General features: G+C 62.2%; 24 protein-coding genes, 1 tRNA gene and 1 pseudogene. 5 read left to right on the plus strand and 21 right to left on the minus strand.

Annotated elements, in window-relative coordinates:
• Window positions 1-106 precede the first annotated feature (106 nt).
• Complete coding sequence (locus tag PQR02_RS00835; RefSeq protein WP_408224034.1) at window positions 107-1,120, plus strand: D-2-hydroxyacid dehydrogenase family protein; 1,014 nt, start codon at window positions 107-109, stop codon at window positions 1,118-1,120.
• A gap of 155 nt (window positions 1,121-1,275) precedes the next feature.
• Here PQR02_RS00835 and PQR02_RS00840 read toward each other — a convergent pair whose 3' ends face one another.
• Together PQR02_RS00840 and PQR02_RS00845 are read right to left on the minus strand one after the other, a co-directional pair.
• Entirely contained in the window at window positions 1,276-2,151 is an 876-nt protein-coding gene (locus PQR02_RS00840) for a patatin-like phospholipase family protein (protein ID WP_408224037.1), read from the minus strand.
• A 35-nt stretch (window positions 2,152-2,186) separates the two neighbouring features.
• The gene (locus tag PQR02_RS00845) at window positions 2,187-2,591 is read right to left on the minus strand and encodes a PaaI family thioesterase (RefSeq protein ID WP_408224040.1); all 405 of its coding nucleotides are present in this window, start codon (window positions 2,589-2,591) and stop codon (window positions 2,187-2,189) included.
• Window positions 2,592-2,793: 202 nt separating this feature from the next.
• On the opposite strand from PQR02_RS00845, the gene PQR02_RS00850 reads away from it, so the two are divergent.
• The 4 genes and pseudogenes from PQR02_RS00850 (at window position 2,794) to PQR02_RS00865 (ending at window position 5,917) form a co-directional block, all read left to right on the plus strand.
• A tRNA-Lys gene (locus PQR02_RS00850) sits at window positions 2,794-2,869 on the plus strand.
• A 151-nt stretch (window positions 2,870-3,020) separates the two neighbouring features.
• Window positions 3,021-4,061, plus strand: a complete 1,041-nt coding sequence (locus PQR02_RS00855) for a tyrosine-type recombinase/integrase (RefSeq protein ID WP_408224043.1) — start codon at window positions 3,021-3,023, stop codon at window positions 4,059-4,061.
• 20 nt (window positions 4,062-4,081) lie between these two features.
• Window positions 4,082-4,558 (plus strand): annotated as a pseudogene (locus PQR02_RS00860) (acetyl-coenzyme A synthetase N-terminal domain-containing protein); the annotation flags it as partial.
• A 444-nt stretch (window positions 4,559-5,002) separates the two neighbouring features.
• On the plus strand, window positions 5,003-5,917 hold the full coding sequence (locus PQR02_RS00865) for a LysR family transcriptional regulator (RefSeq protein WP_408224045.1): 915 nt from the start codon (window positions 5,003-5,005) through the stop codon (window positions 5,915-5,917).
• Window positions 5,918-5,928: 11 nt separating this feature from the next.
• Here PQR02_RS00865 and mdcH read toward each other — a convergent pair whose 3' ends face one another.
• The 19 genes from mdcH to PQR02_RS00960 all read right to left on the minus strand — a co-directional run bounded on the left by mdcH (window position 5,929) and on the right by PQR02_RS00960 (window position 24,226).
• A complete protein-coding gene (mdcH, locus tag PQR02_RS00870) occupies window positions 5,929-6,861 on the minus strand; it encodes a malonate decarboxylase subunit epsilon (RefSeq protein ID WP_408224048.1) in 933 nt (310 codons plus the stop codon).
• On the minus strand, window positions 6,858-7,508 hold the full coding sequence (locus PQR02_RS00875) for a malonate decarboxylase holo-ACP synthase (RefSeq protein ID WP_408224051.1): 651 nt from the start codon (window positions 7,506-7,508) through the stop codon (window positions 6,858-6,860). Before PQR02_RS00875 ends, mdcH begins: the two co-directional genes overlap by 4 nt.
• Window positions 7,509-7,527: 19 nt before the next feature.
• Window positions 7,528-8,295, minus strand: coding sequence for a malonate transporter subunit MadM (madM, locus tag PQR02_RS00880; RefSeq protein ID WP_408224054.1), 768 nt, complete (start codon window positions 8,293-8,295; stop codon window positions 7,528-7,530).
• A 14-nt stretch (window positions 8,296-8,309) separates the two neighbouring features.
• Window positions 8,310-8,705 (minus strand): malonate transporter subunit MadL, encoded by a 396-nt coding sequence (madL, locus tag PQR02_RS00885; RefSeq protein ID WP_408224057.1) that lies wholly within the window; start codon window positions 8,703-8,705, stop codon window positions 8,310-8,312.
• Window positions 8,706-8,764: 59 nt separating this feature from the next.
• Window positions 8,765-9,580 (minus strand): biotin-independent malonate decarboxylase subunit gamma, encoded by an 816-nt coding sequence (mdcE, locus tag PQR02_RS00890; RefSeq protein WP_408224060.1) that lies wholly within the window; start codon window positions 9,578-9,580, stop codon window positions 8,765-8,767.
• A complete protein-coding gene (locus PQR02_RS00895) occupies window positions 9,577-10,434 on the minus strand; it encodes a biotin-independent malonate decarboxylase subunit beta (RefSeq protein WP_408224063.1) in 858 nt (285 codons plus the stop codon). The genes mdcE and PQR02_RS00895 overlap by 4 nt, the downstream gene beginning before the upstream one ends.
• Window positions 10,434-10,742 (minus strand): malonate decarboxylase subunit delta, encoded by a 309-nt coding sequence (locus tag PQR02_RS00900; protein WP_408224066.1) that lies wholly within the window; start codon window positions 10,740-10,742, stop codon window positions 10,434-10,436. Before PQR02_RS00900 ends, PQR02_RS00895 begins: the two co-directional genes overlap by 1 nt.
• 8 nt (window positions 10,743-10,750) lie before the next feature.
• Entirely contained in the window at window positions 10,751-11,641 is an 891-nt protein-coding gene (locus tag PQR02_RS00905) for a triphosphoribosyl-dephospho-CoA synthase (RefSeq protein WP_408224069.1), read from the minus strand.
• Window positions 11,641-13,302: a malonate decarboxylase subunit alpha gene (mdcA, locus tag PQR02_RS00910; protein ID WP_408224072.1), complete on the minus strand. Its 1,662-nt coding sequence runs from the start codon at window positions 13,300-13,302 to the stop codon at window positions 11,641-11,643. The genes PQR02_RS00905 and mdcA overlap by 1 nt, the downstream gene beginning before the upstream one ends.
• A 395-nt stretch (window positions 13,303-13,697) precedes the next feature.
• Complete coding sequence (locus tag PQR02_RS00915) at window positions 13,698-14,792, minus strand: phosphoserine transaminase (RefSeq protein ID WP_408224631.1); 1,095 nt, start codon at window positions 14,790-14,792, stop codon at window positions 13,698-13,700.
• Window positions 14,793-14,821: 29 nt separating this feature from the next.
• The gene (locus tag PQR02_RS00920; RefSeq protein ID WP_408224075.1) at window positions 14,822-16,060 is read right to left on the minus strand and encodes an ATP-grasp domain-containing protein; all 1,239 of its coding nucleotides are present in this window, start codon (window positions 16,058-16,060) and stop codon (window positions 14,822-14,824) included.
• A gap of 832 nt (window positions 16,061-16,892) precedes the next feature.
• Window positions 16,893-17,807, minus strand: coding sequence for a LysR family transcriptional regulator (locus PQR02_RS00925; protein WP_408224078.1), 915 nt, complete (start codon window positions 17,805-17,807; stop codon window positions 16,893-16,895).
• Between the two features lie 9 nt (window positions 17,808-17,816).
• On the minus strand, window positions 17,817-18,152 hold the full coding sequence (gene fdxA / locus PQR02_RS00930) for a ferredoxin (RefSeq protein WP_408224081.1): 336 nt from the start codon (window positions 18,150-18,152) through the stop codon (window positions 17,817-17,819).
• Window positions 18,152-18,925: an enoyl-CoA hydratase-related protein gene (locus tag PQR02_RS00935; RefSeq protein ID WP_408224084.1), complete on the minus strand. Its 774-nt coding sequence runs from the start codon at window positions 18,923-18,925 to the stop codon at window positions 18,152-18,154. The genes fdxA and PQR02_RS00935 overlap by 1 nt, the downstream gene beginning before the upstream one ends.
• On the minus strand, window positions 18,922-20,100 hold the full coding sequence (locus tag PQR02_RS00940) for a CaiB/BaiF CoA transferase family protein (RefSeq protein ID WP_408224087.1): 1,179 nt from the start codon (window positions 20,098-20,100) through the stop codon (window positions 18,922-18,924). The genes PQR02_RS00935 and PQR02_RS00940 overlap by 4 nt, the downstream gene beginning before the upstream one ends.
• Entirely contained in the window at window positions 20,097-21,482 is a 1,386-nt protein-coding gene (locus PQR02_RS00945) for an FAD-dependent oxidoreductase (protein ID WP_408224090.1), read from the minus strand. Before PQR02_RS00945 ends, PQR02_RS00940 begins: the two co-directional genes overlap by 4 nt.
• 36 nt (window positions 21,483-21,518) lie before the next feature.
• On the minus strand, window positions 21,519-22,358 hold the full coding sequence (locus tag PQR02_RS00950; protein ID WP_408224093.1) for an ABC transporter permease: 840 nt from the start codon (window positions 22,356-22,358) through the stop codon (window positions 21,519-21,521).
• On the minus strand, window positions 22,358-23,191 hold the full coding sequence (locus PQR02_RS00955) for an ABC transporter ATP-binding protein (RefSeq protein ID WP_408224096.1): 834 nt from the start codon (window positions 23,189-23,191) through the stop codon (window positions 22,358-22,360). The genes PQR02_RS00950 and PQR02_RS00955 overlap by 1 nt, the downstream gene beginning before the upstream one ends.
• Window positions 23,192-23,194: 3 nt before the next feature.
• Entirely contained in the window at window positions 23,195-24,226 is a 1,032-nt protein-coding gene (locus PQR02_RS00960) for an ABC transporter substrate-binding protein (protein WP_408224099.1), read from the minus strand.
• Window positions 24,227-24,599: the final 373 nt, after the last annotated feature.

Genomic DNA, 24,599 nt, shown 5'->3' on the forward strand with positions numbered 1-24,599 from the left:
ACGGTAAGGCATCCAACCAGACCGGCGTGTGACCTAAGTCACATGATGGGACAGTCAGCATAACACTCCGTTGCGCACCGCTATGGTGCGTCGCAAGACACATACCATGAAGATTGCCATTCTCGACGATTACCAGGACGCCGTTCGTAAGCTCGACTGCTTTCAATTGCTGGCCGACCACGAAGTCAAAGTTTTCAACAACACGGTCCGCGGTCTGGGCCAACTGGCAAGCCGTCTTTCCGAAGTCGATGCGCTCGTCCTGATTCGCGAACGTACCCGTATCAACTCGCAACTGCTCGACAAATTGCCGCATTTGCGCATGATCAGCCAAACCGGCAAGGTGTCGAGCCACATCGACCTGGCTGCTTGTACCGAGCGCGGAATCGCCGTGCTGGAAGGCAGTGGCTCGCCGTTCGCGCCCGCCGAGTTGACGTGGGCTCTCATCATGGCGGCCCAGCGCCGCATTCCGCAATACGTAGCTAACCTTAAGCAAGGCGCTTGGCAGCAGTCCGGGCTGAAGACTTCGGCGCTGCCGCCGAATTTCGGCTTGGGCCAGGTGTTGCGCGGTCAGACGCTGGGAATTTGGGGCTACGGCAAGATCGGACGCCTGGTTGCCGGGTACGGCAGGGCGTTCGGCATGAACGTGCTGGTCTGGGGCCGCGAACATTCGCGCGAAGCCGCTCGCGCTGACGGCTACGGCGTGGCCGAGAGCCGCGAAGCGCTGTTCGAACAGAGTGACGTGTTGTCGCTGCACCTGCGCCTGCATGACGACACGCGTGGCATCGTCAAGCAGGAAGACCTGATGCGCATGAAACCGACCGCGTTGCTCGTCAATACGAGCCGGGCCGAACTGCTCGACGATAACGCGCTCGTGAACGCGCTGTCGCACAACCGTCCGGGGATGGTGGCGATCGACGTCTACGAAAGCGAGCCGATCCTGCAGGGCTATAGCCTGCTGCGGATGGAAAACGTGATCTGCACGCCGCACATCGGCTATGTGGAGCGCGAGAGCTACGAGCAGTATTTCACCGCGGCGTTCAAGAACATTCTGGCGTTCGACGCCGGCGACACGGCCAGCGTGGCAAATCCGGAAGCGTTGCAGGGTGGGCGCCGGCGGTAACTTTGGGTGATGGCTTGCTGAGCGCGATTGAATTGCGCAAGCCATCCGATGCGCCGGCTTCCATGCTGTATCTGGTTGCCGCCCGAGGTGCACTTGCTCTGGCGCACGGCTCGCACGCCGCGCATGGTTGCCGGAAAGCCTCGTTGCGACTCACTTCAGCGCGCTTCGTGCGCGCCAGCTTCCAGCAAATCGGGTATGCGCGCGAGGAAGGTCTCGCCATCGGCGCGGCCGAGGTTATACGCATGCACCATCTGCGAAGGACTGGTGTAATCCCAGCTCGAAATCGGTACCTTGCGCGACGGTTGCACGTAGAGCCGTTGCTGCACGCCGTGCGGCACGACGAACATCTGTGGCCGCGGGTAGAGGCGCGTGACCATCACCAGCACGTTGCCGGGCGCGTCGGAATCGAGCGCACCGACCGGCACGTTGTCGACCATGCCGCCGTCCAGCACCGGCCGGCCGTTGCGCCGCAGGACCGGCGTAAATGGCGGCGTACTCGACGATTGCAGGATCAGATCGGCGAGATCCTCGACGCTCGCGCAATCTTGCGCGCGCACGAATTCCGGATGGAAGCCGAGCGTCTGCCCGAGCGTCGGATGCAGCGTCTTGCGCACGTATTTTTCGATGTTGTACGCGATCAGGCCCGCCGCAACCGCGCTACGCGCGCCTAGCCAGCGCGGCAGATGCGACACGCCGATGCGGATCTCGGGCGCGTCGGCGAGCGTCGAAAACTTCTCGCCATAGATGTCGAGCAGCGCCTGCCGATAGATCCGGTAATGCGGGAACACCGACTCGCCGCGCAGCAGGTTGCCCCAGTAGGCATTGCGGGTGTTGTGACGCAGCGCGTCCTGGTAATAGCGCATCACCCAGTCGGAATCGCGCGTGTAGAGCATGCACGCGGTCGCGGCGCCGGCCGAAATGCCGGTGATCACGCGAGGACGGATATGCAGTTCCGGCTGCACCACGTCCCAGAAACCCGCCTGCCACCAGCAGCGATTGCCGCCGCCGGCGAATACGACCTGATCGAACATCTTGGGTACTTCCTCCGAGGCCGCTGCCGCCCGCTTCAGTCGAGCAGCGCGTACGTAGTGGTGGCGTGGACGGCCATGTTGGCGGTTTCGTCGAACAATTCGACTTCGCCGAACACCAGATTGCGGCCCATGCGCAGCACGCGCGCGGTGATCAGAACGTCGCCCTTGCGCACCGCGCGCATGAAGTTGATGTTCAGCGACACCGTGCTCATCGGCTTGAAGCCGCCGAGCGCGGCCGAAATGGCGACGATCATCGCCGTGTCGGCGGCCGCCATGAACACCTGGCCGCAGATCACGCCGCCCGAGTGGCGCAGGCCGCCGGAAAACGGTAGGCGCAGCGTCGCGCTTTCTTCGTCAACCTTGACCGGTGTCAGCGTGAGAGCCCGGACCCATGGCGCCAGAATGCGGTCGAGTAGCTCGATAATCTCATTGTCATCCATGGCAGTTCCCGGTCGAAAGCTGCGCGACGCTTCGCGCGTCGAGGTGTCCGCGACATGATACCGGCTCGGTGCGCGCCGCGGCTTTTCGGGGTCGCGCGTCTGTGGAGGGATGGCTCGAGGCCGTCCGATCAAATATTTTTAAGAAATCTGCTAAGGGGGCTTGGCAAGCTCGAGAAGTTACTGCATAATTTCGCTTCTGTTGGGGGCGTTAGCTCAGTTGGTAGAGCAGCGGACTCTTAATCCGTAGGTCGAGTGTTCGAGTCACTCACGCCCCACCACCGAATTCAGCTGTAGAAAATCAAGCACTTGCGAGCGATCGCGGTGCTTTTTTTTCGTCTCCAGCTAGCGCGTGGCGGCGTCAAAAATTGGCCTTTGCCGGAATTCGAGAATCCAGACCAAGCATTTCATCAATGTCTCTGGAACTGGAACATGGCACATATCAGTCAACGCGGCGTCTACTGGCGCGCCGCAATCCGCCGGCGAGGCTATAAGCCCGTCTACCGTACATTCGACACCAAGCAGCAGGCCCAGCAGTGGGCTTGCCGGGTCGAAGGCGACATGGACTCTGGCCTGTACTTCGATCGGTCAGAATCTGAGCGCACCACCTTGCGCGAAGCGCTAGAGCTGTACCGGCGCGACATCGTTCCCGAAAAACGTCATCCATATCAGGAGAATCGACGCATTCAGCGGTGGATCGACAACGACCTTTCCTATCGACCGCTGGCGAGCCTACGTGGGGCCGACTTTGCAAAGTATGGCGACGGGCGCCGCTCTTCTGGCAGAGCAGAAAACACCATCCGCCTCGAACTTCAGATCGTTAGCCATCTTTTCGAGATTGCGCGCAAGGAATGGGGCATGGAGGGTTTGATGAATCCGTCAAAGAACATCCGAAAGCCATCCGGTAGCCAAGCGCGAGATCGGCTTCTCCGCCCCGGCGACTTCGAAACACTGCACGATCTTCTGTCGGCCAGTGCGAATCCTTGGGCCGCGCCCGCATTCGAGCGGGCGATTGAGACGAGCCTGCGTCAAAGCGCGCTGTTCAGCGTGCGATGGGAGTGGCTTGATCTAGACAGCCGCATCCTCAAATTTCCGCCAAAGGCACGAGGCGCCGGCAACAAGGGCGTACCTGCTGTGCTCCCAGTTTCCAGCCGCACGATCAACATATTCCGCCATCTCGCCGCGATCGCCGAAGGGCCCGACGTCAGAATCGCAAGTTCGCGACGTGGTCCTGGAAATGTAGCGCCTGAGAACCCCCGGGGACGCGTGTTCGGCACGAGTACGAATGCGGTGATTCGCGTTTGGAAAAGGGCGATCCAAATTGCCAGCGCCAAGGACTCCGAGTTTAAGACTCTACGCTGGCATGACCTCTGGCACGAGGCCACCTCGCGGCTCCTCGAGAAAGGCTTGCATTCAGTCGCATCCATAACGGGACACCGCATGCAGCGAAGCCGTCCGGGGAATTACTCATGAAGCCATTCGGAGGAGACACAATGCCCGACATCGGATTAATGAAACGAGAAAGTCGCGTTTTCGAAGTACCCGCTGCGTTTGCAAAGCGGGCGACAATCGCGAGTATGGAAGCCTACGACTCGCTTTGCGCCGAGGCTGAAAAGGACTACGAAGGATTTTGGGCTCGCCTGGCCCGGAGCAAACTTTTGTGGTCTAAGTCATTTTGCGAGGTTCTTGACGGCAGCAATGCTCCTTTCTATCGATGGTTCGGTGACGGTCGTCTGAACGCGTCATACAACTGTCTTGACCGCAATATGCAAAACGGGGACGGCGACAAGTCGGCTATCCTTTTCGAGGCAGATGACGGGACACTAACCAGCGTCACATACCGGGAGTTGCATGCCAGGGTCTGCCGATTCGCGAACGCGCTCAAGAAGCTTGGAGTTGCCAAAGGAGACCGTGTCGTCATCTATCTGCCGATGTCGATTGACTCCGCTCGTGCCGGGTTCGTGCACGCTTCCCCTGCCGGGTATCGTGGCGGCGGTTGTCGATGAAACTGGGCAAGTGTTGCCCAACGGCAGCGGCGGTATTCTCGCAATAAAGCGCCCATCGGTTCGGCGACAACTTGCCGAAGACACGCTCGGGGAAGATTATGCGGCGACTATTGCGTTCCCTCGCTAAAGGCGAACAGGTCACGCAGGATGTCTCGACCCTCGAAAATCCACCAGTCCTCGACCAACTGGGCGAGGCGTTCTAGCGCCATCCTGGGAAGGAGATTGCTGTCCGCCCCACGAAGCTGTTCCACAATCTTCTCACCAGGCCAATGACCTCCGCCTCTTCGTGACGAGCGGAATGGTCGAACGATCGCCGCCCGCTTGCCGGGAAGAATCCGGGGTTATCGCTACTTGTCCAGCGGTTTCATGCGCCGATAATTGTCAATTTCGACCATCCCCTGGATCGAAATGCGCGACCGAATCGACGATGAGATCACCTTTCGCAAGCTGGAAGTCCTGCTCGCATTCATGGAGACCGGAAACCTGTCGAAGGCGGCCGAGGCGCTGAACGTGAGCACGGTCAGCGTGCATCGAGCGCTGCACTCGCTCGAACAGGGCGTGCGATGTGCGCTGTTCCGGCATGAAGGCCGCAACCTCAAGTCGACGGAAGCTGCGCAAATGCTCGCCGATGTGGCACAAGAGGTGCTCACTCTGATGTCCGCCGGCATTCACGCGACCCGTGAGGCGGCGGGGTATTCGTCGGACCGGCTGAAGATCGGCTCGCTGTACTCGCTGACCATCAGGACCGTGCCTGACATCGTCGTCGACATCAAGGTGCGGCGGCCGACGCTCCAAGTCGAACTCGTGCTCGGTTCGAATGCCGAACTGCTCGACAAGCTGAAACAGGGCACCGTCGATGCGGCCCTGATGGCCTTGCCGGACGGCGAGCCCGAAGTCGAATCCATCCCGCTTTTCGAAGACGACATCTTTTTCGCGGCGCCTGCCGGTTCACCCTACGCGAACCAGGAGGCGGTCGATTTGCGGGACTGCCGCGACGAGACCTTCGTCTCCCTCGGCGAGGGGTTCGTGACATATCGAGGCTTTATGGAGGCGTTTCGCGTCGCGGACTTCACGCCGAATGTGACCATGAAAGTCGGCGATATTTTTTCGCTGATCAACCTTGTGAGCGGCGGGGTCGGGTGTACGCTATTACCAGGCCGCGTGCGTGGCGTGTTCGGCGACAAGGTGCAATTCATTCCTCTCAAGCCGCAATACCTGATGCGCCAGTCAATCGGTGTCAGCTTTCTGCACGCACGCGAGCGCGACCCGAACCTGTTGGCGCTGATGGCCGTCTGCCGTCTTTGCACGAGAAGGGCTGGCTGAGGTTTCAGCCCTCACTCGCGCACCCGTTCCCGCTCGATCAGCACGCCGAGGTCCGGCAGCGTCGTCTGGCTGCAACTCACCGCGATCCCCTCTGTGAGAATCGCGCTGCTCAACCGGGTCAGCACGTTGGCCGGCGGCATCTCGACGGCGAGGCGTGCGCCTCGTTCCCACGCAAGCCTCACGGTGTCACGCCAGCGCACCTGCCGCGCCATGTTGCCTGCAAGATCAGCCGCGATGCGCGGGCCGTCAAAAAGCGGGCGTGCAATGTTGCTGCTCAGATACACGATACGAGGCGCTCGCACGGTGATCTTGCCAAAGGCATCGGCGAGCGCCGCCGCGGGTGCGTCGAGCAGAGCACAATGCGACGGAACCGCCACGTCGAGACGCTCGCAGCGTTGCGTCCCGTGTTCGATCGCAAGCGTCGTAAGGCGGTGCATGGCAGCATCGCTTCCTGCAACGACCATCTGTGTTTCTGCGTTAATGTTCGCAAGGAACACGGGCGTAGCCTCGTTGTTCACTTGCGCGATCAGTCGTTCGAGCGCCCGCTGCGTCATGCCGATGATCGCAGTCATGCCGTAGCCGCTCGGGTAGGCGCGTTCCATCAACTGGCCGCGCAGCTCGACGAGCTTCACGGCGTCGGCGAATTGAAGCGCGCCCGCGATCACGGCGGCCGGATAGGCGCCAATCGAAAGCCCCGCCACCATGTCGGGTTCGTAGCCGCGGGCGCTCATCACGCGCGCCTGAGCGACGCCCGCGATCAAGACGCAAAGTTGCACCGCGACGGTGGAGCGGAGCGAATCGGTATCGTCGAGCGATGTGACGTCGTAGCCCAACGTGTCGCTGGCTTCTTGCAGTGTTCGAGCGACTTCGGCGTGAGACGGGAGCGCATGCAACATGCCCGGGCGCTGCGAGCCCTGACCGGGGAAGGTGAACAGTACGCTCATGATGCGTCGCCAACCCAGGGATCCGATACGAGCAGGGGTCCACGCCCCGTCTTCAGCAGAACGCGATCCCCGTTGCCGGCCCACTCCGCGAGCGCGAACCCGCCGTGGCCTGTGTCGACCTGCATGTCGATGCGTGCGGGCGACGCTTGCAGCAAGGCGAGAAGCGAGCGGGCTTCGTCGCGCGGCAGCGGCTTCGATGCGCGCAGCAGCAGATCGAGGTCGCTGTCCTGCCGCAGCGTGCTCACGCCGCTCGCAAGCGCAAAGCCGACGCTGCCGGTGATGCCCCACGTCAACCGAAGCCGGTCGAGTTCTGGCGCGATGCGACTCAGTGCGCGCACGCAGGGCAGGGTCGCGAGTGCGGCCTTCGTCCGCCAGGTGCGGCCTTCAGCGAGCGCTTCGGGCGTGACGCTGAGACGGATGCGCTCGCGCGCCACGTGAGCGGCGAACCGCTCACTGCGTGCACGACCGCGAAGCCCGACCGGCACCACGTCCCGCTCGCTGACCGCTTCGCGCCGCACGACCACCGGCGCGCGCGAAAGCCACTCGCGCGAAGCCCATCCAGGTACTTCCGATGTCGAACGAAGGTCCTCCCGCTCACTGATCCACAGGAGGTCGTGCGGGCGAAGCGGTTCGTGAGCGGCAGACAAGAGGATTCTCCCAGGCGCATCAAGCGCCCATCAAAGCCTTAGTCGCAAAGAACAACAGCGAAGGTCCGAGCAGGCAGCCCACGCCCGTATGGAACGTCGCGATCAGCGCCCCGTAAGGCACGAGCCGACGATCGGTCGCGGCGAGCCCCGCGCTCACACCGCTCACCGTGCCCGCCAGGCCGCCGAAGATCATCGCGGAGCGCGGCGTCTTCAGTCCCATGAAACCGGCCGCGAGCGGCGTGCCGATCATCACGATGATCGCCTTGATGAGGCCCGTCGCGATGCTGAGCGCGATCACATCCGAGCTCGCGCCGATCGCCGCGCCCGTCACCGGTCCCACGATATACGTGACCGCGCCCGCGCCAATGGTCGTCATGCTGACCGCATCGGTGTAGCCGAACGCATGCGCGATGCTCGCGCCGACGATGAAAGGCAACACGGTCCCGAGCAGCAGCGACACCACGCCAATGAGCCCCGCCTTGCGCGCCTCGGTGGCCTGCACCTCGAACGCCGTCGCGACGATCGCGAAGTCGCGCAGCATCGCGCCGCCCATCAGACCGATGCCGGTAAACAGCGGCAGGTCGGCCATACCCTTTTGTCCGCCGGTGAATGCGCCGCCGACATAAGCGAGCGCGAGGCCGATCACGATCGCGATTGCCGAGCCATGCACGCGCCCGAAGGTCAGCTTGCGCGAAAGCAGCGACGACACCCACATGATGAGGCCCACCAGCGCGAACGCAGTGACGAGGCCGTTCTGAATCAGATTTTTATCGAGAATTTGCAACATGACGGACTCCTGCTTCAGATTTCTTCAAGATGCGGAGCGTTCACGAACGATGTGCTGTCGCGACCGGTGCGGGAAAGAACGGCGATGCAGCATGCGCAGACGGCCGCAGCCCCCAATGCCGAAAGCAGTGCGACGGGGCCGCCTTTGAGCGCGGCCACGACGTTCTGGTTAGCCGCCATCGCGACGACGACGGGGATGTACATCGCGCCCCAGAACCCGACGCCAAATTCGGTTTCCTTCGGCAGCAGTCGCTTCTTTTGCAGATAGAGCTTCAGGAAAATCAGCAGCAGCATCGCGATGCCGACGCCGCCGACGTTCGTCTTCACGCCGATCGCGACGCCGAGCAGGTCGCCGAGAAAGAGTCCCGCGAGATGGCAGAACGCGAGAAGTGCGGTTCCATAGATGATCATTTCATGTCTCCTGTCATACCTTTATTGGCTTCTGACGAGCCGGTGCGAGAAGTGAAGCTCTACCGCCATTGCTCCCGCAGCTTGCGGCGAACCGTCGCGGAGGCCGCGCGGTGCTCGCTGCCGAGCCGACTTTCCAGACCGCGCGACGGGTCGTTGCGGATGTCGTCGAAAGCGACCTGCAGCGCCTTCTCGACGGTGGTCTGATCGGCGTTGGTCGGCGCATCGGCGTTGGTTACGCTCAGGAGTTTCCAGAGCAGCCCGAGCGATGCGTAGTTGTCGATGTCGTAGGCCATCGGCGGGACGCGCGCCGTGAACGCTTCGAGATCGGCGACCGAGCGGAGCGTGACCCGCGCCGCCGATTCCTTGCCCATCGCGTGGACCATGACCTTCGGATCGGCGAGTGCGATGAGGCGGTTGGCCTGATAGCCGTGCGCGAGAAGCGCACCCGACATCGCGCGCCCGACGATCAGCCCGATCACCGGATGGCCCGCGAGACGCGCGCTGGCGTAGGCATCGGCGGCGGCGGCGAGCGCCTGGTGGATGCCGTACGCTTCCTCGCGCCGGCCATACGCCTGGCTCGCCACGTCGATCACCGCGACGATCGCGCGATTCTCTTCACGCTTGCTATCCGCATCGACGACCTCACGCACCGCGCGCGCCACTTCCCATCCTTCGACGAGACCGACCTCGCCGCCGCGTGCCCGCGGGAACGGATTGTCCGGATCGGGCACCACGGCGATGAAGCGCGCGGGATGGTCGCCCAACCGCGCATCGACGACCCGCACCGAAGGCGGATACCCGGCCTGCAACGGCGCGCTGTAAGTGAGCGCGTCGAGCCAGACTGCGCCGCGCTTCGAAAGCTCTTGTGTGCTCATAACTGAAACCCCTTGCCGTAGATGGCGGCCGCCTGTTCGGGCGTGGCCTGCACACCCGGATCGACCTCGGAAAGCCGCGTCAGAAAGCCCGCGACGCGCTCGCTGCGGCACGCCTCGGGCCGCCCCGCGCGAAAGCGTTCGATGACGGCCGCGCGGATCGCGTCGGCGTCGTCGGCGACGTAGTCGTCGACGAGTCCCGTGCGATGCCGCTGCTCGCAGCCGGTGAAGCTCCAGATCATCGGACGGTCGCGCGAATCGAATTCGGCGATGCCCGCTTCCTGTTCGATGACGGCCGGACCGTTGAGGCCCAGGCGCGCTTCGCGGGTGCCGATCAGATAGCTGCACAGTCCCGCCGCGATCGACATGCCCCCATAGCAGCCGATCGGCCCGGCCGTGATGCCGATCACCGGCTGGTAGCGCCGCAAGTCGACGATGCCTGCATGAATTTCCGCGATCGCCGCGAGCCCGAGATTGGCTTCCTGCAAGCGCACGCCGCCCGTTTCGAAGAGGATGACGGCGCGCGTCGGGATGCCTTTGCGGTTGTCCTCGGCGGCGAGTTCGAGGCTGCCCGCGATCTTCGCCGCCGACACCTCGCCCATGCTGCCGCCCTGGAATCCGCCATCGATGCCAAGCACGACGGCTGGCTGCCCGTCGATGGTTCCCTTCGCGACCACCATGCCGTCGTCGGCCTGCGTCACGATGCCTTGGCGCATGAGCCACGGCGATGTGATGCGCTGGAACGGATCGATCAGTTCGCTGAAGGTGCTTTCATCGAGCAGCTTCTTCGCGCGGCTGCGCGCATCGAGCTCGATGAAGCTCTGGCGTTCGAGCATTTGCTGTGTATCCGTGATCATCACGCTCCTCCGGTTGATTTCAGTTGTTCGAAGACCTGCCCGATGCGCATCTGCACGACGCCCGGCGTCGCGCCCGAATCGTTGATTTCGAGCTTCGCGGCGGGGAGCGACCCGTCGCCGAAGATGCGTTCGAGCACGGCCTGCCAGAGGCGGCCCTTGCCGTCGACGGAAGTCGTGACGCTCACGACGGTGCGGTGCGCCGCGTTCGCTTCGAGCAGCACTTCGAGGTCTCCCGAGGCGACGACGCCCGCGAGCGCGCGGCCTTGTACGGGTTGCCCCGCCGGGAATTCAAGGACAATGGTTTCCATGTGCGCTCCTATGCGTTCGACGTGTGAGCAGCTTCGCGTTCAAGCCGGTCGAGAAAGAGTGCGGCGGCGAGCAGGTCGGCGGCTCCCCCGGGCGATACGTGCAGCTCGACGAGACGGCGGTCGAGCGCCTTCAGTTCGCGGCGCCCCGCGAGCGCCGCGGCGCCGCCTTGCTCCAGAACGCGCCGCGCGCCGTCCTGCATCTCGGCGAGCGCGTCGGGTCCGCCGCGCGCGAGCACGCAGGTGTCGTCGAGGCTCGTCGTCACGGCGAGCAGCGCGTTCAGGCGCGCGGCCGTTTCGCTGTCGCCGCGAATGCGCGAACGCTTGAGTTCCGGCAGCGCGACGTCCACGACGTGCGGAAAGCCGGCCTGCGCCTGTCCGCGCGCGCCGCCGACGTTGTAGTCGAGGCACGCCTGCTCGCCCTTGTTGCCGGTCAGCGCGGGCGCGTGACAATCCTGCACGCGCGCAATCGATCCGGCGCGTGCGGCGACTGCCTCCGGCGCGAGGTCCGCCAGTTCACGCGCTGCGCCGGTCACGAGCAGCCCGAGCGCCCAGATCGCGCCGCGATGCGTGTTCACGCCGCCGGTCACATCGAGCATCCGCGCTTCGCCGTCGCGCCCGATTGCGCCGATGCGTTCACGCAGCGCGAGAAGCGGTTGCGTTTCGATGCCCGCGCGCGCCAGTTCGACAAAGGTCGGCTGCAGCGCGAGCGCCGAGACGCACATCAGTTTCCAGTCGAGATCGTGATGCGCGCCGCGGCCGCGCATGTCGACGAGGCCGGGCTTCGGCGCGAGCGTGACTTCGTCGATCAGCGCTTCCACCACATGCGTGCCGAAGCGGTCGGCCAGATCCGGCGCGTGGCGCAGCGGCCGCGCCGCGTTCATAGCGAGGTTCTCGCGCATTACCAGCTCCGAAAGCGTGCGGGCGGCTGGTACAGCCCGTCCGACCAGTCGACGATATCCGCCATGCTCTTCGCGGCGAGCAGCGACCGGCTCGCTTCGCTGCGGTGGATGCCGAGGTCCTCGGGCAGCGCGACGAAGCCATCGCGGCGCAGCGCCCCGAGCTTGCCTGCGTCGCTCTTGAGACCGATCGGCGTGACGCCCGAGACGGCCGCGATCATCTCCTTGCGATGTTCGAGCGAGCGCGCCTTGTAGAGATACGCGATGCCTTGCTCGGTCAGCACGTGCGTGACGTCGTCGCCGTAGATCATCACGGGCGCGAGCGGCATGCCGGATTCGCGGCCGACCTCGACGGCATCGATCGATTCGACGATGGTCGGCTGGCCGCCCGCCTGGAACGTCTCGACCATCTGCACGACGAGCTTGCGGCCGCGCTCCAGCGGGCTGTCAGTCTGCAGCAGATCGAGCCACGCGGGCGTCGCGTGGCGCCGGCCGTGCGGATCGTGGCCCATGTTGGGCGCGCCGCCGAAGCCGGTGAGCCGCCCGTGCGTCACCGTCGACGAGTTGCCTTCTCCATCCATCTGCAGCGTGGAGCCGATGAACATGTCCACCGCGTATTGCCCCGCAAGCTGGCACATCGTGCGATTGGAGCGCATCGAGCCGTCGCGGCCGGTGAAGAAGATGTCGGGCCGCTGCGCGACGTAGGCTTCCATGCCGAGTTCGCCGCCGAAGCAGTGCACGCTGTCGACCCAGCCGGTTTCGATCGCGGGGATCAGCGTCGGATGCGGGTTGAGCGTCCAGTGGCGGCAGATCTTGCCCTTGAGACCGAGCTTCTCGCCGTAGGTCGGCAGGATCAGTTCGATCGCGGCCGTGTTGAAGCCGATGCCATGATTGAGCGACTGCACCTTATGCTTCTCGTAGATACCGCGAATCGCCATCATCGCCATCAGCACCTGGATCGGCGTGATGAGGCGCGGATCGCGCGTGAAGAGCGGCTCGATGAAGAACGGCTTGTCGGCCTGCACCACGAAATCGATCCACGAGCCGGGGATATCGACGCGCGGCAGGTCCTTCGGATCGCCGACGATCTCGTTGACCTGTGCGATCACGATGCCGTCGCGAAACGCGGCGGCTTCGACGAGCGAGGGCGTGTCTTCGGTGCTTGGGCCCGTGTAGAGATTGCCTTCGCGGTCCGCCTTATAGCCGGCGCACAGCACGACGTTCGGCGTGAGGTCCACGTAGAGCCGCGCATAGAGTTCGATGTAGGTATGGATCGCGCCGATTTCGAGGATGCCGTCCTGCAGGAACTGCGAGATGCGCAGGCTCTGCGCGCCGGCATACGCGAAGTCGAGCTTTCTGGCGATGCCGCGCTCGAAGAGATCGAGATGCTCGGCGCGGCTCACGCTCGGAATGATGAGATGCAGGTCGTGGACGACTTCCGGATCGACCTTCGCGAGGGAACGGGACAGGAAATCCGCCTGTTTCTGGTTGTTGCCCTCGACGACCACGCGGTCGCCCGGGGCGACGAGCGCCTGCAGGACATCGACGATGCGCTCGGTGGGTAGCACCATGCCATCCGCGATCGATGCAACCCGCGCGAGGCGGCGATGTTTTTCCGCCCGACGCGTGGCCCAGCGGGATTGGGTCTGACTTTGACTGGACATGTGGACTCTCGCTCAGGACATGAGGCAAGTCTAGGGAGCGAGGTGCACCGGTTCAATGACGCTTGGGACGCGTCTGTTATCCCAAGGGTAATGATCAATCGACGTGAACGCTGAAACCGTGACAGGATTGGGCAGCGGGCTTAACCGCATCGCCCAGGGGTTTTCCCGGTTTCGCTGACGGATGTGCTCGACCGCGCGATGGACATCGGCTGGTTGATGGGCGAGGAATTGCAAAGCAGGCCCGAGTTCCTGAACCTCGGCGAGGGCTGCCACCCGTCATTGCCCTTCGTCCGCAGACTCGTCGGCAAAGTCTGCAGACTCATAGGCTCAAGGCAGCGGGCGACGCTCGGCCTTCCCTTCGAATCGCACTGCAACGTGAGAACAGTCCCTGCTGCTCAAACCCTTTGCAGACTGAACTCCGTGAGTGCATCCGCCAGAATGTTCACGGCCTGCTCCGTAACAGCGTTGTAAAGCGACGCCCGCAGACCGCCAATTGAACGGTGCCCTTCCAGTCCGACCATGCCCCGCTCACGCGCCGCCACGACAAACTCATCATCGAGCCGCGCATCGCCGAATGTAAAAGCCACGTTCATCTGCGAGCGCCAGCGACGGTCCGCGTGAATGATCACGCCCCCCTCCAATGCATCCAGCGTGTCGTACAGTCGCCGCGCCTTTCTTTCATTGATGCTTTGCATCGCGTGCAGGCCACCGACATCGAAGCGCAGCCAGCGCGTAATCAACGTCAACACATAGATCGCGAACACGGGCGGCGTGTTGTAGTTGGAACCATGCGATACGTGGGTGCGAAAATCGAGGATCGCCGGCAAACCGTCGGGAATCCGTTCAAGCAGCGAACGCTTGATTACCGCCACCGTCACCCCGGCCGGACCGAGATTCTTCTGCGCATGCGCATAGATCATCGAATAGGCGTCTGGCCGAATGGGCTTCGACAGAAAATCGGACGACATGTCCGCAATCAGCGGCACCGGGGTAGCCTCTTCGCAATCCGGAAATTGCAACCCTTCCACGGTCTCGTTCGACACATAGTGCAAATAGGCAGCGGACCCGGAAATGTCCAGTTCATTGAGAGCGGGCAATTGGCGATAGCCAGTTGCGTGGCCATCCCACGCAACTTTCCTCTTGGTCACCTTGGCCGCCTCCGATGTCGCCCGGCCGCTCCAGTAGCCCGACGTCACATATTCGGGCGGGGCGAATCCTTCCCCGGCGAAGTTCATCGGTATCATCGCGAACTGCAGACTACTGCCTCCCTGCTGGAAGGTAATGGCGTAGTCGTCGGAAATGCCAAGCAGAGCACGCAAGTTCAATTCGGCTTCGTCCAGTATCGAGCGGAACCAGTCTGAACGATGGCTCATGCCGAGTATGGAGATGCCGGTTTCCGGCAAAGCGTCGATCGCGACGCGCGTCTGCTCCAACACTGTTTCGGGGAGCGCTCCGGGACCACCGGAGAAATTCAGTGCATTGGACTTCACTATGCCTCCAAGGCCAGCCGTTGGATTAATCATGCGTTCGCAGCCGCGCGGCGCAGCATGTCATGGAAGGCGTCAGCGACCCGCCGAATTTGGGGAACTTTGTAGGGAAAAACGTTGGGGTCGTCCATGTCGTGCACGACCATGCCCGTCGCGATCTCGAATATGAGCAGTCGGCCATCGCTCGTTTCGGCGCAATCGAATCCCACGTAATCGAGACCGGTCAATGCGGCGACGTTGTGAAGCGCCTCGCGGTGACGCACTGCAAATTCGGCGTCGAAGCTCGCCATCAGGCGCGCTTCCTCCTCTCTCCGAGCGGGATGGGCCACCATTTCCGCATAAGGGTAGTGAACCATCCAATCTTTCGAGATGCCCATATGGCACACGAACGGCTTTCCCTCGATCATCACGATGCGGTATTTGCGAAACAGGCCGTCGGCGCTGCTGTAGTCGATGAAGGGCGCCACGTAGTATTCCGTCGCCACCGACTCAGCGAGGTAAAGGGCGAGCTCCTGTTTATCAGACACTTTTGCCAGCCCTTGTCCGGCGTGCGACCCTATCGGCCGGATGATGAACGGATAGTTTCTGTCCAGCACATCGGATAAATCGAACGCACCCGAAGCCGCTTCGTCGACCTCCTCGCGGGACAGCCGCACCGTATGCGCCATACAGATACCGGGGGCAGCGCCCAGCAGCGCATAGGCGGCGTCGCGCATTGTCTTCGTAACGTGTTCGGCCCGGTTTAGCACGCGGCAGGCTGTCCCACTGGTCAGTGAGGTAATTTGGGCAAGAACCCCAGCGGTTTCATCCGACGCACATGCCGCCACGAAAATAACGTCGTGCTCGGGCAACTGTGCGTCCTCTAGCGGCCGCGCATCGGCATACAGGACTTCTATCTGCAGGTCGGCGTTTTCGAGCAGGCATTCAAAAGGCGTGTTCGCCATCAGATCGCCCGGGGCCTTGAGTACCAGTACCTTCACGGGAGACTGGCTCGTCTGCGCACTCTTTAACCGATAACGCCTGGTCATTTGAAACGCTTGCTCCTGGACCGCGAGCGCGGCCGCCCTCTGGTATTTCATCTGCAGCACCAGCGACAAGTCGAGCAGAGCGTAGGGATCGTCATGCTGCTTCACGCGCTCGAGCAGCAGTTCGCCCAGCTGCGTCAGATCGTTCCCAGCGGTCGCTTCACGCAAAAGCGTAGCCAGTCCCAGTGGCTGATGCATCGATGGATGGCCGGCATCACTCGTTAGTTGAGTTCGAACAGTATTCATGAATGGCGCGTTTCAGTGGAGTGAAGCCCCCGGGCGCGAAAGAATGCGCTTGCCGGGTTAGTTTTAGTGAAGTCCATCCAGGTCAGTCACGGTAACCGTGAGCCGGGACGCGGGCACCCGCCGGCCTTTCGCCGACGTAACCGACCTCTTCGTCGAACCATCCTTGTGGCATCGGCTCGCCCGTCGTTGCTTCACGCTGCACAGGAGTTGCAGCCGCGCTCAACTTGTTGACTACGAGGGACAACCTGGCCGAGCTGCCGCGTCGATTTGCAACTGACATGTATCTTTCCCTTCGATAAATGCAGCAGGCTTTCTGTAATGCGCAACGTTCCTGGCAAGCTGCATTGACCCTATGGCATAACCAATGATACGAGCCTGAAGCTGAGCCAAAACGAGGGAACAGAGGGGCGATTGGTCCTCTATTCAGAGGTCTCCGAGGTGACGACTGGTCGGGGGAGCTGTTTTCCATCCCCGGGCTTCAACATCGTTCGGGACCTGGTGTATGAATCGCACGGGGTCTGAGTACTGCTCGGGCAATCTTGAGCAGGCTCGTGGATCTTCGGCTTTCGGGGGCTTTCCGAGCGGTCGAAACCGTTGTGAAGGGAGAGTGCGCGTCAGATGTTTGCAAAACGCAAAGGTCGGTTGCCCGGGCTGAGTCGACGTTCAACACGTCCGCTCAGGAGCTCGAATGATGACAGAAACTGGGCCGAACACGGTCGGATGCCGAATGAACAATACGATTACCATCCGCCCCTTGCCGCCCCAGCCTGTGTGGAAATGCGCTCACCGTCCAACGTTGGAGAATGCCGGAGATGCTCTGAATGCTGATTGATCAAACTCCGCGCAACGACAATTCGACATGCTTCAAACGTCTCACCATACGGTCGACGAACTGAAGCGTCACATGAGCCAGCGCGCGTTGATTCGGCGCAATGACGCCGACGGTGAGCGCGTTGGCCTTCACATCGTCAAGCGGTCGCCATACCACTTCGCCTCGCGCCAGTTCGTCGAGAAACGCCAGTTTGGAAAAAAACGAAATGCCCCGCCCCGATGCGATCAGGCGCTTGAGAAGTGTCGTGGAGTTGCACGTCACACTGGGCTTCAACGATTCCCAATACTCGTGGAAATCATTTTCGACAATACCTTGAATCGGCGAGCGCCCTTCGAGTCTGAGAAACGCGTGGTTGCGGCATTCTTCGAAGCTGATCCGCTCCTTCTTCGCCAACGGGTGCGACGAAGCCATCACGACCCCGGGCGGCAAGGACACTTCCGTCACGACGTCAAGGCCGGCCGGCAGCTTGGTAATGTACGAAATGCCGAGATCATACTCACCGCTCACCAGCCGCGCCGGTACGTCGTGAGGGGGCACGGCGGCAATCGAATACGTCACTGCCGGGTACGAATCGGAAAACTCCTCCACCGTGGCGGGCAGAAAGTCGACGAAGAGCGAGTCCATCGCCGCCACTGACACGTGCCCCTTGCGCTCCCCCTTCAATGCATCGAGTTCACTGCGCATCACATGAAAGTCGTTCAGTGTCGAACGGATATGCTGCAGCACACGCTCACCCGCCGCGTTCAGGCGGATCCCATTCGGCAGCCGGTCGAACAGTTCCGCGCCCATCTCCGCTTCGAGCTTGAGAATCTGGCGGTTGACCGCACTCGAAGCGACATACAGATTCTGAGCGGCCTTCCGGATCGATCCGCAACGCGCCACTTCAACAAAATACTTCAGGACATTCGAATGCATCGTGTTGCCTCAATTCGCTGCGCGCGCCGGCCATCCGGCGACCACGGGATGGTCGCACGGTACCTTGCCGACATCGCACGCACCACCAGGTGAACCCAGCGCACTGACCGGAACATCGAAGAACTCCTGGTTCACGCAGGTGAATCGAACCTCTGCCTGCGGCACCTCGTCTTCATGGAAAATCGCTTCCGTCGGGCACACCGACACGCACACCCCGCAACTGATGCATTCATCGGGATGAATGTACAGGGTGCGCTCGCCTTCGTAGATACAGTCGACGGGACAGCATTGCACGCAGGCGCCGTCCTTGACGTCGATACAGGGCGACGTGATGACGTAAGCCATTAGCGTCCGCTCCAACGAGGTTTGCGCTTCTCCTGGAAAGCGCGCACGCCTTCATGCGCATCTTCGGATTGCAACGCCGACACCAGCGCAGGCAGCCGCAAGGCCTGAGCCTCCGCCGCTGAAAGCGTCGACGTCCTCCGCACCACCTGCTTGATGGCCTGGAGTGACAGCGGAGCACACGCGAGCAGCGCTTCGACCCAACGCTCGACGGCCGCGTCGAGTTCCACGCGCGGCACGACTTCATTGACCAGCCCCATGTCGAGCGCTTCGCGCGCCGCCACGCGGCGTCCTGTCAACAGCATCGCCATCGCCTGCCGGTAAGGGATCTGGCGTTGCAGGAGCGTCATGCCCCCATCGAGAGGCATGCGCCCCACAAGCGCTTCGGGCAAGCCAAAACTGGCCTCTTCGCAAGCGACCACGAGATCGCACCCGAGCACCATTTCGAACCCGCCGCCGAGCGCATAGCCATTCACACGGGCAATCACGGGCACGTTCAGCGTTTCGCGCAGCGCGATGCCGCCAAATCCGCCCGGGCGGGGTGCGGCCCAGTATTCGAGCCCGCTCATCGAGGGGTTCTTGAGATCGGCCCCCACACAGAACGCACGCTCACCTTCGCCAGTCAGCACGACGACGCGAATGTCCCGGTTGCGTTCCAGTTCGCTCCAGACGCGCTGAAGTTCGCTCTCGGTCTCGATATCTACGGCATTGAGCGCTTCCGGGCGAGCCAGCGTCACCGTAGCCACATGCTGGTCGATCGCCAGTCGTACGCTCATACGACCTCCGGCGCGATCGTCCCGCGCAACTGGTTGAGAATCTCCTCGGTGTGCTGTCCGAGCCTCGGGGGAGCACGGCGCAGTCCAACAGGCGCCCGCGACAGTTCGATGGGACTGCCGATGAAGCGCACGGGCTGCCCTTCGCCGTCTCCCTCGATGATCAGACGGTTGTGCAGTGTCTGCGGGTCGACAAGGGCTTCGCGCAGGTCGCGCACCGGGGCGCAAAGGAGGTCCTGCTCTTCCAGCCGCTCAAGCCAGAAGTCTCGGGTGTTGGTTGCGAAGCGCTCGCGGAAGATCGTTTGCAACTCGTCCTTGTGGCGGAACTGCTCGTTGAGATTGCAAAAACGCGGATCAGCGGACAGGTCGCCGATTTGCAACGCCGCACAGATATCGCGAAGCGGGTTCGGCTTGAATGCCCCGACGAGGACAAGGGCACCGTCCTGGGTATCGAATACACCCGAGAGCGGCATCGCCGCCCAATTCACTTCGGAGTCGGCCATCATGATCATCGCCGCTTCCTGCATCTGCATCGCGAGCATCGAGTTGTACAGCGATACGTTGACCTTCTGCCCTTCCCCCGTCCGCTCGCGATGCAGCAATGCAAGGAGGATGCCCTGCACCAGGTGCATGCCCGCGGAATAGTCAGCCAACGCGGTCGGGTACACCGAGACCGGCAGCGACTCATCCGCCCGGCGCGCCATCACACCGCTCATCGCCTGCGCGAGCACATCTTGACCACCCTTGTGCGCGTACGGTCCCGTTTCGCCGAACCCCGTCCCCACTGCAAAAATGATCCGCGGGTTCAGGCTCCGGCATGCCTCATAACCGATGCCCATCCGATCCATCACACCTGCGCGAAAGTTGCTGACGACAACGTCGGCATCGGCGATCAGCTTCTTCAGTGCGGCCATCTGTTCGGCATTGCGCAAATCGAGTTCGAGGCTGCGCTTGTTGCGGTTGAGACTGCAGAAGATCGGGTTGTCGGCGCCGGCCACGGGCTCGAATGTCGAGCGGCTCAAATCGCCCCCTCCGATGCGCTCGACCTTGATGACGTCCGCACCGTAATCGGCCAGCATCTGCGTGCAGACGGGCCCCATCATGACCTGCGTCAAGTCGATGATGCGAACGCCTTGAAGCGGCAAATCCTGCGTGAATGCGTTGTAACCGTTATTCATGCTGCAGCCCTCGCATCGACGTGAATGGCAAGCGGCGGAACGTCGGCATTGCGGCCAGTCTGGTCGCCGGGGTCTGCACCCTGGGTGCGCAATGTCTTTTGCAGGGCGCGCACGTCGACATTGCGGACCGACACGTTCGCGTTGAGCGCAAGCGCTGCGGCAACGCCAGCGGCCTCACCCATCGCCATGCAGGGGGGAATTTCGCGCGACATTTTTTGCGCCTGCGAGGTCGCCGAATAGTGGCGGCCCGCGACGAGCAGATTGTCGATCTGCTTCGGCAGCAACACGCGGTACGGCATGTAATAGTCGCGTCCGCGAGCGATGCTGTCTTCGAAGCGCGTGCGCTGCGCGAGATCATCCTTGCTCATGACATACTCGCCTTCGAGGAGACGAGTCTGACGCACGCCGGTTTGCGGAGCGACATCGATCACATAGCAGTTCTTGAAGCCCGGCAGCTTTTCCCGCACGAAGTCGACCACGGCATGGATGTGTTTGCGGCCCTGCACCTCTGCGCGCGTCAGATCCTCCGGGTTGAGACCATCGAGACCCGCCATATGCGGGCAGTTGCACCATACGACGCCCGGCAATGGCGTCTTGAGCCACCAGTAGCCCCACGAGCCGCCGAGGATGCGCTTGATCTGGCGGTCGAGCAGCGCGAACGTCTCCGGCTCTTCGGCCTCGAAGCGCTCGGCCTCGTCCGTGTCGACTCCGCCGAGACGAAATACGGTTGTCGTGATGTAGGTGCCGCCAACATGCGGAACACCCGCCGAGGCGGCAACATCCAGGTCGCCCGTCGCGTCAATCACGACGTCGGCAAGAATCGCTTCCCGTCCGCTCTTTGTATCGCAGAGCACGCCCTTCACCTGACCGTCCTCGACGAGGGTTCGCGAAAACCACGAGTGCAGCCGAAGCTTGATACCAAGCTCTTCCACCATTTCCAGCGCCACGCGCTTCATCGCGTCCGGATCGAACGCCGCCGCGAAGCACACGGGATGCGGCGTCTTCTGGCTGTGAAAATCAAAGGTGCCCCAACGTCCCCACTGGCGATAGGCCGCGGGATCTTCGCCCCATTCGTGCGAACGCGGAAACATCGCAAGCTTGCGCGCCGCCATACGTTCGATGAACGACATGCAGGTGCCGCGCACGGAGATTTCATTCAGGTGGTTGTCCCACATGTCATCGAGGACGAGCACCATGCCGCCCGATGCGAGCCCGCCAAGATGGTTGTAACGCTCGAGAAGAATCACTTCCGCGCCGTTTCGCGCCGCGCCGATCGCGGCCGACAGGCCTGCGGGCCCTCCTCCGACTACCACGACGTTAGCCTTCGCGACCACGCGCACATCGCGCGCGGGTTCCTGAATCCATTCGCTGATCATGTTCATTTCGTCTCCTTTCAGAATTGGCTATGTCGCTCTGGCTCAATGCGCGCTTTCGGGTTGCCATTTGACGAGGCAACGCTCGGCCATTGCGATGACCAGGAAAAACGCACCCGACAAGATGGCGCTCATGATGATGGCCGTGTACAGCAGCGCGGAATCGAAGTTATAGGTGGCCTGAATGATCATCGCGCCTATACCTTGCGTCGCTCCGATCCATTCGCCCACTACGGCACCGATCACCGACATCGACGCAGCGATGCGCAGCGCGGAGAAGAGATACGGCAGCGACGAGAAGACCCGGAGCTTGAAGAAGATCTCGCGCTTGCTTGCAGAGAGAATCTGCATCAACTCCATTGCCTGAGGATTGACCGCATTGAGTCCGCGAACCATGTTCACCAAGGTCGGGAAGAAGCAGACGATCGCAGCGATGGTGATCTTCGGTTCGAGCCCGTTGCCCATGATCAGCACGAGAATCGGTGCCTTGGCGACGACAGGAATCGAATTGATCATCACAGCAACCGGATAGAAGATGTCCTGCAGCGTCTTGTTGTGTACAAAGACGGTTGCCAGCAGGATCGCTGCGAGATTCCCTAGAAGAAAGCCCAGCGATGCCTCGATTGCGGTCGGCAGCAAATTCTGTATCAGCACGTCGCTCTTGTTGACGAACGTCTCCAGCACGAGCATTGGCGTTGGTGCAATAAACGGCTTGACGTGAAAGCCTGCAACCACCGCCCACCAGGTGAAGATAAGGCCCGCGACACCAAGCGCCGGCAACATACGCGCGCGCCACAGTTGCCGACGTCGGCGTGCGGCCCAAGCCTGCGCTTCGTCGTCGGCAGTCGGGGATGACATATTCAGGTGGATCTCAGACGTCGCCATCAGCAGGTCTCCAATACACGTCGTAGATAGGCGGCGAGTTCGACGAATTCGCGGGTCTCGCGGATATCGAGCGTGCGGTCTTCAGGCAGATTGACGGGTACGATTTCCTTCACCCGGCCGGGGTTGGCAGCCAGCATCAGTACACGTTGGCCGAGGAATGCCGCTTCGTAGATGCTGTGCGTGACGAACAGCGTCGTGAGTCCCATCTCTTTCCACACGCGGCGCAGTTCCTCGTTGAGGCGATCGCGCGTAATTTCGTCGAGTGCGCCGAACGGCTCATCCATTAACAGCACTTTCGGGTCGCTTACCAGAGCACGGGCGATGGCCACGCGCTGGCGCATGCCGCCCGACATCTCATGCGGGTACGCATCCTCACGCCCCTTGAGTCCGACGAGTTCCAGCAGTTCACGCGGCGTGGCGCGACCAGCCCGATTCTTCCCGCCCGCCACTTCCAGCGGCAACTGCACGTTCTGCAGAGCCGTTCTCCACGGCAGGAGTGCCGCGTCCTGAAACACGAAGCCGATATCGCGCCGCGCACGTGCGGCCTTGGGCGCGCAGCCGAGGACATTGATCTCACCGCGGCTCGGCTTGACCAGATCGGCAACGACACGCAGGAAAGTCGACTTCCCGCAGCCGGAAGGGCCCAGAAGCGTGAGGAATTCACCTGCCGCAACATCCAGGCTCAAACCTTCGATCGCGGTGACGCTACGGCGGTCGGTGAAAAAGCGCACATTGATATTGCGGCAGCTAATTGACGAGGCGCCGGCCTGCAGAACATCTACGGGCGAGTTTTCCCGCTCCGCGCGCGGCGGATTAAACGTGGCAGCATGCATGGGTTACACCAATAGTCTTGAGGAACGGGTAGTGTTGAGCACGTCCATCGTCATGACGTCCTCCACCTTGGGTTGATGCGCCCTGAACTGGCCGAGCTGCCCGTAGGTCGAGATCTGTTCTTCCCAGACCGCCGGATCCATCGCGCCCCAGCCATGGGTCTGCGTCGTCGCGTTGAAGGCATAGCTCATCAGCGAATCGATCGCGACACGCTCATCCGCATGATTCAGATTCGGGTATTCCTTGATGAGCAGGTCGACGGCCTGATCGCGATGGGTATTGGCGTAGATCCAGCCACGCGCCGTTGCACGCAGGAAGCGGTTGACCGTGTCCGGATGCTCCTTCAGCGCCGCCATCGTTGTGTAATACGGCAACGCATAGAGGCGTACGCCGGTGTCCCACAACCGCAGATCAACGCGATCCGCGCCGAGCGGCTTGAGTGCCGTGGTGTTGGTTTGCCAGCCGGTTACGGCATCCACCTGCCCGCTCAGAAGCGGCATCATGTCCGCGCCGATCGGCACGATCTCGACCTGACTTTCAGGAATTTTGCTCTTGGCCAGCAGCGCCTTGAGCAATACCATTCCCGTCGCCTGGATGCCGACGCGCTTGCCAATCATGTCGTGCGGCGTGCGAATCGGTTTTTTCTTCAGTGAAAAGAATGTGTACGGGTGCTGCTGCAGCCCGGCGGCGATGCATTTGATCGGCAGCCCCTCCGAGACAGCCAGCATGATCGATGGGCTCGATGAGATCTCACCCGCCTCGAAGCGCCCCGAGGCGACGATTGCGACGCCATCGATATTCGGACCACCGGGCTGGATGTGAAAATCGATTCCTTCCTGTTCGTAAAAGCCCAGTCGCTTCGCGACGATCTCACCGACCTGATTGCCGCCCGGAATCCACCCCAGCTGCATATTGACAGTGGCTTTTTCGCCTGCTGATGCGCGCACCGAAAGCAGTGCACCTGTTGCCGCCATGCCGCCCATTGCGAGCGTCATCCGCAGCACACGCCTGCGGCCTGCATTCTCGATTACTGACATCTTTCACTCCTCCGATGGTCCGTCATGCATTCAGGGGAACCGGTCTGTTGCTTTCCGAGGTGCTGCCGGCTAAGTGCATTCTCAGTAGCCGAAAGTGTCCCCGCAAGCATCAATTTTGAAGACGAGTGATGCCGAAATCAGCTCACCCCCTGCCTCGCACCATCGCGGTGCGTCACGCAGGGCTGCGCACATGACGCGCGCATTGCTCGATGACCCGATCTGAAAATTAGCTCACTCCTAATCAAATTCGGTGCTAGCCGACGCGATTTTTGTTCCGCAAGAATCGGTCGCTAGTGAGGCAGCCACCTGACGGTCTCGCTCTCACCATCGAGTGTCAGATTCACCGCGCCGGCATGTTCAAGTCCGGCTAGAC

The sequence above is a fragment of the Paraburkholderia sediminicola genome (genome assembly GCF_046026895.1).
In the GTDB taxonomy this organism is placed as follows: Bacteria; Pseudomonadota; Gammaproteobacteria; order Burkholderiales; family Burkholderiaceae; genus Paraburkholderia; species Paraburkholderia sediminicola_C.